The 15,515-nt window shown below is 34.0% G+C and carries 9 protein-coding genes; 5 read left to right on the top strand and 4 right to left on the bottom strand.

Annotated elements, in window-relative coordinates; translation table 11 throughout:
* Nucleotides 1–5: 5 nt before the first annotated feature.
* From ABD715_RS07110 to ABD715_RS07130, 5 genes are all read left to right on the top strand, one after another.
* The gene (locus tag ABD715_RS07110; RefSeq protein ID WP_344787446.1) at nt 6–1,985 is read left to right on the top strand and encodes a plastocyanin/azurin family copper-binding protein; all 1,980 of its coding nucleotides are present in this window, start codon (nt 6–8) and stop codon (nt 1,983–1,985) included.
* A 179-nt stretch (nt 1,986–2,164) separates the two neighbouring features.
* Nucleotides 2,165–4,057 carry a 3-keto-alpha-glucoside-1,2-lyase-like domain-containing protein gene (locus ABD715_RS07115; protein ID WP_344787447.1) on the top strand — a complete coding sequence of 631 codons (1,893 nt, stop codon included), beginning with the start codon at nt 2,165–2,167 and terminating at the stop codon, nt 4,055–4,057.
* 18 nt (nt 4,058–4,075) lie between these two features.
* On the top strand, nt 4,076–6,043 hold the full coding sequence (locus ABD715_RS07120; RefSeq protein ID WP_344787448.1) for a plastocyanin/azurin family copper-binding protein: 1,968 nt from the start codon (nt 4,076–4,078) through the stop codon (nt 6,041–6,043).
* Nucleotides 6,044–6,235: 192 nt separating this feature from the next.
* Nucleotides 6,236–8,170 (top strand): 3-keto-disaccharide hydrolase, encoded by a 1,935-nt coding sequence (locus ABD715_RS07125; protein ID WP_344787449.1) that lies wholly within the window; start codon nt 6,236–6,238, stop codon nt 8,168–8,170.
* Nucleotides 8,171–8,180: 10 nt separating this feature from the next.
* The gene (locus ABD715_RS07130; RefSeq protein ID WP_344787450.1) at nt 8,181–10,175 is read left to right on the top strand and encodes a sulfocyanin-like copper-binding protein; all 1,995 of its coding nucleotides are present in this window, start codon (nt 8,181–8,183) and stop codon (nt 10,173–10,175) included.
* A gap of 87 nt (nt 10,176–10,262) precedes the next feature.
* On the opposite strand, the gene azu is transcribed toward ABD715_RS07130, so the two are convergent.
* The 4 genes from azu to ilvC all read right to left on the bottom strand — a co-directional run bounded on the left by azu (nt 10,263) and on the right by ilvC (nt 15,503).
* Nucleotides 10,263–10,778 (bottom strand): azurin, encoded by a 516-nt coding sequence (gene azu / locus ABD715_RS07135; RefSeq protein ID WP_344787451.1) that lies wholly within the window; start codon nt 10,776–10,778, stop codon nt 10,263–10,265.
* A gap of 98 nt (nt 10,779–10,876) precedes the next feature.
* Complete coding sequence (locus ABD715_RS07140) at nt 10,877–12,454, bottom strand: NADP-dependent glyceraldehyde-3-phosphate dehydrogenase (RefSeq protein WP_344787452.1); 1,578 nt, start codon at nt 12,452–12,454, stop codon at nt 10,877–10,879.
* A gap of 134 nt (nt 12,455–12,588) precedes the next feature.
* Complete coding sequence (ilvA, locus tag ABD715_RS07145) at nt 12,589–13,854, bottom strand: threonine ammonia-lyase IlvA (RefSeq protein WP_344787453.1); 1,266 nt, start codon at nt 13,852–13,854, stop codon at nt 12,589–12,591.
* A gap of 173 nt (nt 13,855–14,027) precedes the next feature.
* The gene (gene ilvC, locus ABD715_RS07150; protein ID WP_344787454.1) at nt 14,028–15,503 is read right to left on the bottom strand and encodes a ketol-acid reductoisomerase; all 1,476 of its coding nucleotides are present in this window, start codon (nt 15,501–15,503) and stop codon (nt 14,028–14,030) included.
* Nucleotides 15,504–15,515: the final 12 nt, after the last annotated feature.

A 15,515-nucleotide genomic window follows, 5' to 3' on the forward strand; every position in this document is an offset into this window, starting at 1 on the left:
AGCGCATGAAAACCATATATAAAATATTAGGAATTATAACTATTCTACTAATAAGCCAAGTTGGAATAGCTCAAAAAAAAGGAAAAATAGTAAATAAGGCTCTCGCACAAAGAGAATCTGAATATTACAAAATAATAGATGTCCCAATCCCAAAAGATATTATTCTAGAGGTTGGAGGTTTAGCCTTAACAGAAAAAGGAAAACTAGGGGTTTCAACACGAAGAGGAGAGGTTTGGCTTATTGATAAACCAAATACAAAAACACCAAAATACAGCCTATTTGCCGAGGGTCTTCATGAAACTTTAGGTTTAGCCTATAAAAACAAAGGATTTTACGCAGCACAGCGTAGTGAATTAACACGTCTAGAAGATGAAAACAACGATGGTGTCGCAGATTTTTATAAAACAATTTACTCGTGGCCCCTATCGGGCAATTACCACGAGTATTCTTATGGGCCAAAATTTGACAATAATGGAGATATGATTTTAACCCTAAACGCTTCTTATCAAGGTGACGGTTTAAGTTTAGCAAAATGGAGAGGTTGGTTAATAAAAGTTACTCCTAAAGGAAAAATGACACCTTTAGCTGCAGGCTTCAGATCTCCAGCAGGTTTCGACATTAATACTTCTGGCGATATATTCTACACCGAAAACCAAGGAGAATGGGTAGGTTCTGGAAGAATGACACATATAGAAAAAGGTGATTTCGCAGGGGGAAATCCTATGAGTTTACAATGGACTAACGATAAACAATCACCCTTAAAACTAAAACCAGAAGATATAAATCCGGATAAAGGTACAACACTATACGAATATGCTAAAAAGGTAAAAGCTGTAAAAGCTCCAGCGATATGGTTCCCTCATACTATTCTAGGCATCTCTACTTCAGATATTCTATACGATACAACAAATGGTAAATTTGGTCCTTTTTCAGGTCAAATGTTTGTAGGAGACCAAGGACACAGTAAGGTTATGCGTGTTTTCATGGAAAAAGTAAATGGTATATATCAAGGTGCTTCATTTTTATTTAAAGAAAACTTTTCTTCGGGAGTTTTAAGAATGGCTTGGAGTAACGACAATAGTATGTTTGTAGGAATGACAAGTAGAGGTTGGTCTTCAACAGGTAAAAAATCATTCGGATTACAACGTTTAGTTTGGTCTGGAAAGGTACCTTTTGAAATAAAAGCTATTAAAGCTCACAATGATGGATTCGAATTAGAATTCACAAAACCTATCAACAAAAAAATGGGAGAAGATGTAGCAAACTATAAAATGTCTACTTTTACATACCATTACCATAAAGAATACGGGAGTCCAATTATTGATACACAAAAAGCTATGATACATAAAGCAGTTGTTTCAAAAGATGGCTTAAAAGTAAAAATTGAGGCACATAACATGCGTTTAGGGTATATTCATCAAATAGAAATACCTAAATTACAATCCCAATCAGGCGAATTACTACTACACAATATTGGATATTACACATTAAACGAGGTCCCTGGAGGCACATTAAAATCTGTTCAAATGGCAATGCCAAAAACACAAAAAAAAGCAATAAGCCAGCCTAAACGTGTTACCACAATACCTTCAGATTGGGGAGAAAATGGCGCAGATGAAAAATTAGTTATTGGTACTATACCGGGCTTGAAATACGATGTTGAAGAATTTACAATTAAAGCCAATAGCAGAATTCAATTAACTTTAAATAACAACGATGATATGATTCACAACATTGTTGTTACAAAACCAGGAAAAGAAACCCCTAACAAAGTAGGAGAATTAGCTCTTAATCTAGGCCTAGAAGGATCTGATTTAAATTACGTTCCATTTAGCGATTTAATACTAGCTCACTCTGGAACAGTAGGACCAGAAAGTAATGAAACTATTTACTTTACTGCTCCTAGTAAACCAGGAGAATACTGGATAGTATGTACTTTCCCTGGCCACTCTTTTACAATGAGAACCAAATTAATTGTAAAGTAAACACCAACTTCCAAATTATAATAAAAGCGACATCTTTACAGTGTCGCTTTTATCGTTTAAGTAAATTTAAGTAACTTTTAATAGAATTTCACCTAAAAAGTAAAGAACAAACCTAAATATCTTGTTTCTTTATAACCTAGACAGCACTTAAACTAAATATACTAAACATTATTATCGAAATGAAAAACAAAATTTTATACTTTCTTGTTTTACTTCTCTCTTTTTCTTGCGGGAAAGAAGAAGTTACACCGGTTCAAATTGCAAAAACTAAAAAGAAGGCAACTGTTTCTTCTTCTTTACCCTTTAATCACATAAAAATAAACGACTTATCAGCCTTTAAACCAACAGGAGCAAATTGGAAAGTGGTTGGCAATGTTTTTGCAGACAGAACTAAAAACAAAACTCTTTATACAGAACAAGGAACAGGTATTTTAATAAACACCAACGACCAAGAAAAGAACAAAAATATTTTCACACTATTCGATCATGGAGACATTGAATTAGAATTAGACGTTATGATGCCTGTAAAATCTAACTCAGGTCTATATTTTCAAGGACGATACGAAGTACAACTATTTGATAGTTGGGGTGTAGAACACCCTAAGTATGTAGACATGGGAGGCATTTACCAACGATGGAATAAAGATGCTAAAAAAGGTAAAGAAGGGTACGAAGGGTATTCGCCAAGAGTTAATGCAGCAAAAGCCCCTGGCTTATGGCAGCATATAAAAGTTATTTTTCATGCTGCTAAATTTGACGAGTCTGGCAAAAAAACAAAAAATGCTTGGTTTGAAGAAGTTTGGTTAAATGGTGTTTTAATACACGAAAACATAGAGTTAAGTGGGCCTACACGTGGTGGAGGTAGCAATGCTAACGAAAAACCAAGAGGCCCTTTAATGATTCAAGGCGACCATGGCCCTGTTGCTTTTAAAAACATTAAATATAAATTATATGAAGGCAATACGTTTATTCTTTCTAATTTAAATAGATCTGAATACAAAAACGTAAAAAAATTACCCGTAGATTTAGACACTATCGCCAAAACAAAAGAGGAAAAAGTTAATAGTTTTTCTTTAGTAGATGTAACTAGTAGCAGAGATAGAAAAATGGTAACTTATTCTGGTATGTTATCTGTTCCAGAATCTGGACAATATTTATTTGAAGGCCACACAAATGGTAACGCAGAGTTATATCTAAATAATAAAAAAGTTTTGTTCATGAGAGGCGGTATGGATAAAGCGCATATAAAAACCATAGCTCTAAAAAAAGGAGACATTCCATTTAAAGTTATTTACAACCAACACGCACCATGGTCTAGGGGCTTTAGCTTGCATGTTGAAGGCCCCAATATGCAAAAATACTCTTTACAAGAAGGTGTAAAAAAAGGAGAAGGTGTTTTTGACCCGTTAAAAGGTATAATTATAGAAGTTAAAGACAAACCTATTATGCAACGAAGTTTTGTAAATCATGAAGGCTTAAAACATACGCATTGCATCTCTGTTGGAACTCCGCAAGGCATTCATTACTCGTACAATTTAGCTACAGGATCGTTACTTAAAATTTGGAGCGGATCTTTTTTAAACACTACACATATGTGGTTATCTAGAGGTCAGCACCAACTTGGAGAACCTATAGGTTTTTCGGTATCTTTACATGGAGATCTAGAAATAGTAGCTTTAGCCGATGAGCATACAAAGTGGCCTCAACCACTACCAGAAAACAAAAGCATTAAACAATTAGGTTACGAGTTAGACAACTCTAAAATGCCCTCATTCTCATATCAAATAGGCAAGTCCGTAATTACAAACAAATACAGCGTACCTAAAGGTAATCGTCAATTAAAAAAATCTATTAAAATTTCTAATGGAAAAAACCTATGGCATAAAATAGCCGATGGAGTAAGCATAAAAGCACTTCCTAACAATACTTACATTATCAATAATGAAAGTTATTATATTGATTTTTCTGGAAATAATATAAAACCAATCATAAGAAATATTGATAACAAAGATGAGTTATTAGTTGAAATCCCAGAAGGAGACAGTACAATTAATTACAGTATTATTTGGTAACCTAAAAAAAAGAATAACATGAAGATTATCAAAACAATAATAGTAGCATTAGTAATTCTATTAACAAATCAAATAGGTTACACACAAAAGAAAGACAAAAAAGCTAACCAAATAAAAAGAGAGGCAGAATTTTATAAAATAATTGATGTGCCTATTCCAAAAGACATTAAACTTGAAGTAGGAGGATTAGCACTAACAGATAACAACAAGTTGGGAGTTTCTACAAGAAGAGGAGAACTTTGGCTAATAGACAAACCATATAGCCAAACTCCAAAATTCAAATTATTTGCTCATGGCTTGCACGAAGCTTTAGGATTAGCTTATAAAGATAATGCTTTCTATTTAGCACAACGTGGCGAACTAACTCGATTAGAAGACAATAACAAAGATGACGAGGCAGATGCATATAAAACAGTATTTTCGTGGCCACTATCTGGTAATTATCACGATTATTCTTACGGGCCTAAATTTGATAAAAATGGTGACATGATACTAACCTTAAACCTATCTTGGCTAGGTGGAGGCAATAGTACAATGCGTTGGCGTGGATGGATGATAAAAGTTTCTACTGATGGAGACATGACACCTATAGCTACAGGTTTACGTTCTCCTGCCGGGTTTGGTATTAACCAAGAAGGCGATTATTTTTATACCGAAAACCAAGGTGATTGGGTAGGATCTGGAAGAATGACACATTTAGAATCTGGAAGTTTTGCTGGACATCCTGCTGGTTTAAAATGGTCTAACGACCCTCTTTCTCCTTTAGACCTAAAACCTGAAGACATTGAAGACAACTCTGGTTTATCACTTTACGAATACGCAAAAAAAGCACCTGCTTTAAAAGCACCTGCTATTTGGTTTCCGCACACTATATTAGGTATTTCTACATCCGATATTATTTATGATACTACTGGTGGAAAATTTGGGCCTTTTGATGGACAACAATTTGTAGGAGACCAAGGCCACAGTAAAATTATGCGTGTATTTATGGAAAAAGTAAATGGCGTATACCAAGGTGCTGCGTTTCCTTTTGTTGAAGGATTTTCGTCTGGAGTTTTACGATTAATTTGGGGTAGCGACAATAATATGTTTGTAGGAATGACAAGTCGTGGTTGGGCTTCTACAGGTAAAAAAGATTTTGGATTACAGCGTTTAGTTTGGACAGGTAAAACACCTTTTGAAATTAAAACTATGAAAGCACTTGATGATGGTTTCGAATTAGAATTCACAAAACCTGTTAATAAGAAACAAGCTGCAAACCTTGCTAATTATAAAATGGCAACCTTCACTTATAAATATCACAAAACTTATGGTAGTCCAATTGAAGATCAACAAAACGCCATGGTTCATATGGCTAAGGTTTCTGACGACGGGTTAAAAGTAAAATTAACTATTCATGGTATGCGCTTAGGGTTTATCCATCAGCTAGAAATCCCTTCTTTACAAGCAACCACAGGAGAAACATTATTACACAAAAAAGCTTATTATACATTAAACGAGGTTCCTGGAGGCACATTAAAATCCATGCAAATGGAAATGAAAAAATCAGACAAAAAAATTGAACAACCAAAGCGCGTAACCACCATACCGCATGAATGGGGTGAAGACGGTGCAGATGAAAAAATTGTTATAGGAACAGTTACTGGTTTAAAATACGATGCCGAAGAAATTACAATTAATAGAAATAGTAAAATTGAACTAACCCTTAACAATAACGACGACATGATACACAACGTTGTAGTTACTAAACAAGGGAAGGAAACACCTCTAAAAGTTGGAGAAATGGCATTAAAACTTGGTCTTGAAGGTCCAGATTTAAATTATGTTCCTTTTAGCGATTTAGTATTAGCTCATTCTGGCACAGTAGGACCTGAAGGCACAGAAACCATATACTTTACATCGCCAAGCGAACCTGGAGAGTATTGGATTGTATGTACTTTCCCTGGGCATTCGTTTACCATGAGAACTAAATTAATAGTAAAGTAATTACCAAACTTAAAAACAGGTATACAAAATTAAAAATGCGACTCTTAAAAAGGGTCGCATTTTTTTTATGACTGTATTTAAATTCTTGCCTAATTATGAACATATGAATCCTTAATTAATAACATTACACCGTTTCTTTATAATAAAATTAAAAACAAACTTTAACTAGCATTAAACAAAATCTCTTGATAAATGAAACACACTCTAGTACTATACCTTAGTATATCTGTCTTTTTATTCTTTGGAAGTATCGAAGCACAAAACAAAAACAAAACATCCAAACAGGTAACAGCTATACCATACTCTGTAATAAATTTAAACGACTTATCTGCATTTCAAAAAACGGGTAAAAATTGGGGTAATGCCTCAAATGTTTCGATAAATCGATCTAAAGAAAAAACCATTTTTAGCGAAATAGGAACTGGTATTTTAGTTAATAAAAACAACCAAAGAAAGAATAAACATTTGGTTACAAAATTCGAGCATGGTGATATCGAACTAGAATTAGATGTTATGATGCCTCTTGCATCTAACTCTGGAATTTATTTTCAAGGACGTTACGAAATTCAACTATACGATAGTTGGGGTGTAAAGACACCAACCTACAAAGACATAGGCAGCATTTACCAGCGTTGGGACGAAAAGCGAGGAAAAGGCAAACAAGGATATGAAGGTACACCAACAAAAATAAATGCAGCCAAAGCTCCTGGCTTATGGCAACACCTTAAAATAATATTTCATGCTCCTAAATTTGATGCATTAGGCAACAAGACTAAAAATGCTTGGTTTGAAAAAGTATGGCTCAATGGCACACTTATTATCGAAAATGCAGAAGTAACAGGCCCAACAAGAGGTGCTAGTTTTCAAAAAGATGAAAAACCTATGGGACCAATAGTTTTTCAAGGTAATCACGGACCAGTAGCTTTTAAAAATATTAAATACAAACTTTACAATAACAATAATAAAGTAATAATAAACAACCTTAAAGCAACTGTTTACGAAAGCCCTAAAAAAATAAAAAAGCTACAAGATATTAATGAATTAAAAAAGGTGAAAGACAAAAATGTAAAAACCATTTCGCCACTTTCTGATATAAAAAAAAATGCTAAAGAACTTATTGTTTATTCTGGAACTTTAACCATTCCAGAAACATCTAACTATTTATTTGAAATGAAAGCTCTTGGTGGCGGGTTATTAGCTTTAAACAACAAAACAGCTATTAATATGAATAAAAATAACTTAAAATATTCTAATTATAGTTTTCAAAAACTAGAAAAAGGAGAAATACCTTTTACTGTTGTTTTTAACCAAACAGCAAAACGTGGCGAACGTGGTTTTGAGCTTTTTATTGAAGGTAATGGCACACAGCGTCAATCTTTACAAGTTAAAAGAATATCTAAAAGAGAACAATCTTTAATAGATATGCGCTTTTTATTAATAAATCATTCAGACAGCAAAACTATTTCGCAACGCAGTTTCTTAATGCATAACGACGTTAAAAAAACCCACTGTATTTCTGTTGGTTTCCCTGAAAAAATAAGTTACTCTTACGATTTAGAAACTGGATCTCTATTACAAATTTGGGATAATGCCTTTTTAAACGCTACACACATGTGGCACTCTAGAGGAAAGGAACAATTGGGTTATCCAGAAGGACAAGTTATCGCTTTTCATGGCGATTCTGATTTTGTATATTTAAAAAATGACAATTCTCCTTGGCCAAAAGAAAACTACAATACAAAACATCTTTTAGAAAAAGGATTTGAATTAAAAACACCTTTAATACAAAAAGGGTATAAATTAGACAACAACAAAAACCCACTATTTTTAAGCGAAATTAAAGGCGCAAAAATTTCTAATAAATTCACCCCTTCAAGTACAGATCGAAAATTAAAAAGAGACATTACAGTAGATTCTAAAAAAGATATTTGGCTTAAAATATCTGAAGCTTCTACTATTGAAATCGCATCAGATGGCACTTATATTATAGGCGACAAAAATTATTATATAGATTTTTCTGGCAACGAAAGCTTAACCCCCATTATTCGCGATAACAAACAAAGCAAAGAATTACTTGTAAAAATTCCTGCTGGCAAACAAACAATCAACTATTCTATTATCTGGTAAACTAAAAAACATGAAAACGATTAAAAACATATTCGCAATTTTAGTTTTACTTCTAGTAAGCCAATCTGGGATTGCACAGAAAAAAAACAAAGTATTAAATAAGGTTTTAGCTGCTAAAGAATCAGAATATTACAAAATAGTTAATGTCCCTATACCTAAAGATATAGAATTAGAAGTAGGTGGTTTAGCTTTAACTAACGATAATAAACTAGGCGTTTCTACCAGACGAGGAGAAGTTTGGGTTATTGACAAGCCAAACACAAAAACGCCAGAATATAAACTGTTTGCTAGTGGCATGCATGAGGTTTTAGGTTTAGCCTACAAAGACAATAGTTTTTTCGCATCGCAACGTGGTGAATTAACCCAATTAATAGATGAAGATAATGATGGTGAAGCAGATTTTTATAAAACGTATTTTTCTTGGCCTTTATCGGGCAATTACCATGAGTATTCTTATGGACCACGAGTTGATAAAGACGGAAATATGTTTGTGCATTTAAATGTAACTTGGGCAGCTGGCGGACAGAGCTTTTCTAAGTGGAGAGCTTGGTTATTAAAGTTTAGTCCAGACGGAAAAATGACTCCTTTTGCTACTGGTTTTCGCTCGCCTGCAGGATTAGGTTTAATGCCTAACGGAGATATTTTTTACACAGAAAACCAAGGTGATTGGGTGGGCTCTGGTAGAGTAACACATATAGAAAAAGGCGATTTTGTTGGTCACCCAGCAGGTTTAAAATGGTCTAGCGAGCCCAATTCGCCAATAACATTAAAACCCGAAGATATAAAATCTGATCACCTTTCGCTCTACGAATACGCTAAAGAATTAGACGCTTTAAAAGCCCCAGCCATTTGGTTACCGCATACTATTTTTGGAACCTCGACTTCCGATTTTATTTATGACAACACCGAAGGAAAATTCGGTCCTTTTGCAGGTCAAGTATTTATAGGCGACCAAGGAAACAGTAGAATTGTACGTGTTTTTCTTGAAAAAATTAATGGCGTTTACCAAGGTGCAGCTTTTGGTTTTTCTGAAGGATTTGCTTCTGGTGTTTTAAGAATGATTTGGAGTAACGACAACAGTATGTTTGTTGGCATGACAAGTAGAGGTTGGTCTTCTATTGGTAGAAAACCTTTTGGATTACAGCGTTTAGTTTGGACTGGAAAAACGCCTTTTGAAGTTAAAACAATGAAAGCGCTTGCCGATGGTTTTGAATTAGAATTTACCAAACCCGTAGATAAAAAAATGGCACAAGACATTGCAAACTATCAACTATCTTCTTTTACATACAAATACCATAAAACTTACGGAAGTCCGATAGAAGATATTAAGGAAGCTATGGTTCACAAAAGCACAGTATCTAAAGACGGATTAACAGTAAAATTAACTATTGAAGGGTTGCGGTTAGGGTATATTCATCAAATAGAAATTCCTAAATTAAAATCTTCAACAGGTGAATTACTTTTACACAACAAAGGCTATTATACACTAAACGAAGTGCCTGGCGGAAAATTAAAAACCTTTAAAAAAATGGACCACTCCGCGCATAAAAACATGGTTCACAATACTAAAAAAGTAACAAAACAAGTCAAGCGGGTTACTAAAATACCAACCTCTTGGGGTAAAAATGGTGCAGATAAAAAATTACAGATAGGCACTATTCCTGGCTTACAATACAACTTAAAGAAAATAACGATTAATAGAAACGAAAAAATTCAATTAACGCTAGAAAACAGTGACGATATGCTTCATAACATGGTAATTATGAAACCCGGAGCAGACACACCAACAACAGTTGGCAATATGGCTTTACAACTGGGCTTAAAAGGCCCAGAATTAAATTATGTACCAGACACAGACTTAGTTTTATTTCACTCTGGAGTTGTTGGTCCAGAAAGTAGCGAAACCATATACTTTACCGCTCCTAGCGAGCCAGGGCAGTATTGGATAGTATGTACATTTCCTGGACATGCATTTACAATGAGGACTAAATTAATTGTAAAGTAATTATATACTCTTACAATACATTAAAACAATGCATAAAAAAGGCGACACTTATAAAAGTATCGCCTTTTTTATACTATAACTTGTAAATTACTCTACAATAAATTTACCTTTCATCATAGCGTAATGCCCTGGAAAACTACATAAGTAATCGTATGTTCCTGCTGCAGGTGCATCAAACTCTATAGTAGTAGTTTGTCCTGCTCCTATTAAACTTGTATGCACAATAATATCTTCGCTTCCTTTTGGAATGTACTGGTTATCTTTAGACACTGCAGCTTTTCCTGCAAAAGCAGTAATATTAACACCTTGTTTAAGAAGCACAAAGTTATGTCCCATTACATTAACATCAAGTTTTCCTTTATGTCTTAATGTAAGTTTTACTTTTTTTCCTGCTTTTACTTTAATTTCAGTTTTATCAAACTGCATTAAATCATTTCCAGAAATTACAATTTCTTCAACCGCACTTTCAACTTTCTTTTCCTCTTTTTTAACTCCAAGTTTTACTTTCTGTTCTTTTTTCTCTTCTGTCTTTTTTTCGCCTCCACAACTTACTAAAATTGCTAATGCAAAAACTGATGCTAATACGTACTTAATCGCTTTCATATATATGGTTTTAATCGTTTTATCAGTCCAAATATAAGTATATAAACAATTATTATTGTATAATTTTATTCATTGAAAAAAAATAAACTTAAAAATGATTATAAAATATAGTCTGTACTAATAAAATTAGAGGTTTTCTTTTCTAATAATTCGTTTAAAATAGCATTATTATAATCGTTGTCTTTGGATGCCACAAATGTTCTTATAGAAAAAGATCGCAAAGCATCATGCACACTTAAAGTCCCAAAAGCAGAATCTTTACGACCTGTAAAAGGATAAACATCTGGTCCGCGTTGGCAAGAGCTGTTTAAGTTTACACGACATACTAAATTTACCAAAGTATCTATAAGTGGAGACAATGTATTTACATTTTTACCAAACAGACTTACTTGTTGCCCATAATTAGAGGCAGCCATATCATCTAAAGGCTCTTCAATATCAGAAAAAGAAACGATTGGTACTATAGGTCCAAATTGCTCTTCTTCAAAAACACGCATATCTTTTTTAGTAGGATACATAACAGCTGGAAATATAAAGTTTTCGGTAGTTTCTCCTCCCTTTTTATTTAAAACAGCAGCTCCTTTTGCTTTTGCATCATCTATTAATTCTTGAATATAAGCTGGTTTTTCTACTTCTGGCAAAGGTGTTAATTTTACTCCTGGCTCCCACGGATTTCCAAACTTAAGCTGATCGACTTTAAAAGCAAATCGCCTATTAAACTCCTCTACCACAGACTCGTGCACGTACAATACTTTTAGTGCTGTACAACGCTGACCATTAAAAGATAAGGTTCCTGCTATACACTCTTCTACCGCCAAATCTAAATCGGCATCAGGCAATACAATAGCAGGATTTTTAGCTTCAAGACCTAAAACCATTCGCAACCTATTACCCTTAGGGTGCTCTGCTTGAAGCGCATTTGCCGATGTACTATTACCTATTAAAGCCAAAACATCTACTTTTCCAGACTGCATAATTGGTGTTGCAATAACACGCCCTCTTCCATAAACAATATTTACTACGCCTTTTGGAAAACTGTTTTGAAAAGCCTCTAATAATGGAGAAATAAGTAAAACACCAAGTTTTGCAGGCTTAAAAATAACAGGATTACCCATTATTAAAGCTGGAATAAGTAATGTAAATGTTTCGTTTAACGGGTAATTGTATGGGCCTAAGCACAAAACCACACCAAGTGGACCACGACGAATATGTGCGTATACACCAGAATTTTTTTCAAATTTTGCCGAGTCTCTATCTATTTGTTTGTAAGCTTCAATAGTGTCGTAAATATAATCTACGGTTCTATCAAATTCTTTTTCTGAATCTGGAAGGTTCTTACCAATTTCCCACATTAAAAGTTTTACAACTTCTTCGCGTTTGGTTTTCATTTGTTCTACAAATTTTTCCATGCAGGCAATACGGTCTATCACCTTCATGGTTGGCCATTCGCCTTGCCCTTTTGCGTAAGCATCTGTTGCCGATTTTAAAGCTGACATAGCAGCCTCTCCATCTAACTGAGGTATAGTTCCTAATAAAGTTTGCTTATACGTTTTTGTTGATGATATTGTAGAATAAACCTCAGCTGTTTCTCCTGTCCATTGTTTTAATTCTCCATTTACCAAATATGTTTTTTGGTGTACAAGTTCTTTTATTTTGTATGCTTCTGGAATTTCCATAATTGTTTTATTTTAGTTTTTTTGAGTTAAACTAAAGTAAACGAAAATATCCTAAACACCCTTTTAAACACATGCTAATAAGACAAATATCTACGAAAACGATTTCGAATACAACTGCTTAGCAACACCTGTTTTTAAACTAAAAACTGAAATAAATCTGGCTTATCATTTAAATAATCGCCATAGAAATTTTGAGTCTTCATTCTATCAATTAAAGGTTGCAAATCTTCTGCCGATTTTAATTCGATACCAACTACAGCTGCGCCATTTTCCCTATTAGTTTTTTTAGCATATTCAAAATGAGTTATATCGTCATTTGGACCTAAAATATCAACAACAAATTCTTTTAATGCTCCAGCACGCTGTGGGAATTTAACAATAAAATAGTGCTTTAAATTTGCGAACAACAAAGCACGCTCTTTTATTTCGGCTGTTCTTGTTATATCGTTGTTGCTACCGCTTATAACGCATACAACATACTTTCCTTTTATGTCTTCTTTATAAAAATCTAAAGCAGTAATGCTTAACGCTCCTGCTGGCTCTACAACAATGGCATCTCTATTGTATAAATCTAAAATAGTTTGACATACTTTACCTTCTGGAACCGTAATCATAGCATCTAGATTATGTTTACATATTTCAAAATTTAAATCGCCTACACGTTTAACCGCTGCGCCATCTATAAATTTTTCTATATTTTCTATTTGAGTATTTACTTTATTTTTAATGGAGATAGACATTGAAGGTGCTCCTTCTGGTTCTACACCTATAATTTTAGTATTTGGAGATAGGTTTTTAAAAACGCTTGATAATCCTGATGCTAAACCACCACCTCCAACAGGAATAAACACATAATCTATAGGTTTTGTAGCTTGCTCTAAAATTTCTAATCCTACTGTGGCCTGTCCTTCTATTACTTTCTCGTCGTTAAAGGGATGAATAAACGTTTTTTTTAAGCTTTCGCTTTCCAACATAGCTGCTTCGTATGCATCATCAAAAGTATCGCCAATTAGCTCGATGGTTATGTATTCTTGACCAAACATTTTTACTTGCTCCACCTTTTGCTTTGGTGTAGGCATTGGCATATAAATAGTACCCTGTATTTTTAAAAGCTTACATGATAACGCAACACCTTGCGCATGATTACCTGCGCTGGCACATACTACTCCGTTTTTAGATTCGGTAGCTGTTAGCGAGCTTATTTTATTATAAGCTCCTCTAATTTTATAAGATCTCACTTGTTGTAAGTCTTCGCGCTTAAAAAAGATGTTAGATTGATAAGTGTTAGAAAATCTAATATTAGCACTTAAAGGTGTAACTACCGAAACATTTTTAATAGCCTCTGCTGCTTTTTTTACGTTATCTACACTCGGAAAATAAGTTTGTTTTCCCTTATCCATTTACTTCTAGTTATTAATTAATATAGGCTTATGCAAGTTACGTAATTAAACATTTTTAATACTGTAAATCTATTTGTTTTAGACAGGAAAACCTGTTAAGTTTTAAAACTTAACAGGTTTCTATTGCACATTTTATTGTGCTAGTTAGCTTAGTTAGTAGCTGTGGTGATCGTTTATACTATTGGCTTCATAGAAGTCATAGCTGTTCTTAAAAACTCTCCAACCTCTTCAACTGGGTGGTTTCTTAATGCAGCATTAACTTCTATTAATTTAGCGTTATCTACACCTGCTCCGTTATCTTTAGCATAAGGTTTACCAATAACACTTGTATCAATAGTTTTCATGAAATCTGTTAGTAAAGGCTTACATGCGTGATCGAATAAATAACATCCGTATTCTGCAGTATCAGAAATAACTGAGTTCATTTCATATAATTTACGTCTTGCAATTGTATTAGCAATAAGTGGAGTTTCGTGTAAAGACTCGTAGTATGCAGATGCATCGATAATTCCAGAATCTGTCATGGCTTCAAAAGCCAACTCAACACCAGCTCTTACCATAGCTACCATTAACACCCCATTATCGTAGTACTCTTGCTCTGTAATTTCTACATCTCCAGCAGGAGTTTTTTCGAAATTAGTTTCTGCAGTAGCAGCTCTCCAACCTAATAATTCTTTATCATCATTAGCCCAATCTGCCATCATTCCTGCAGAAAAACGACCTTCAATGATATCGTCCATATGCTTTTGAAATAAAGGACGCATAATATCTTTTAATTCTTCTGATAATTCAAAAGCTTTAATTTTAGCTGGGTTAGAAAGTCTATCCATCATATTAGTAATACCACCATATTTAAGACCTTCTGTTACAGTTTCCCAACCATATTGAATAAGTTTTGATGCATAACCCGGATCAATACCTTCCTCTACCATTTTATCGAAACAAAGAATAGATCCTGTTTGTAATAAACCACAAAGTATAGTTTGCTCTCCCATTAAATCAGACTTAACCTCGGCAATAAAAGAAGATGCTAACACACCTGCTCTATCTCCTCCTGTTGCTACAGCATAAGCTTTAGCTTGCGCCCAACCTTTACCTTCTGGATCGTTTTCTTCGTGTACTGCAATTAATGTTGGCACACCAAAACCTCTTTTATATTCTTCGCGAACCTCAGACCCTGGAGACTTAGGCGCCACCATAATTACAGTAAGATCTTTACGAATTTGCATACCTTCTTCAACAATATTAAAACCATGAGAATATGTTAAAGTAGCTCCTTTTTTCATTAAAGGCATAACAGCATTTACAGCGTTTGTGTGCTGCTTATCTGGTGTTAAGTTTAACACAACATCTGCAGTAGGGATTAACTCTTGGTATGTACCAACAACGAATCCGTTTTCTGATGCATTTAAAAAAGATTGACGTTTTTCTGCAATAGCAGCATCACGTAAAGTATAAGAGATATCTAATCCAGAATCTCTCATGTTTAAACCTTGATTTAACCCTTGTGCACCGCATCCAACGATAACGATTTTTTTACCTTTTAAAGCATTTACTCCATCTTCAAACTCTGAAGCGTCCATAAATCTACACTTCGATAATTGATTTAATTTGTCTCTTAACGATAAAGTGTTAAAATAATTTCCCATTTTAATTGTAAA

The sequence above is a fragment of the Postechiella marina genome, from assembly GCF_039538365.1.
GTDB classification, from domain to species: Bacteria; Bacteroidota; Bacteroidia; order Flavobacteriales; family Flavobacteriaceae; genus Postechiella; species Postechiella marina.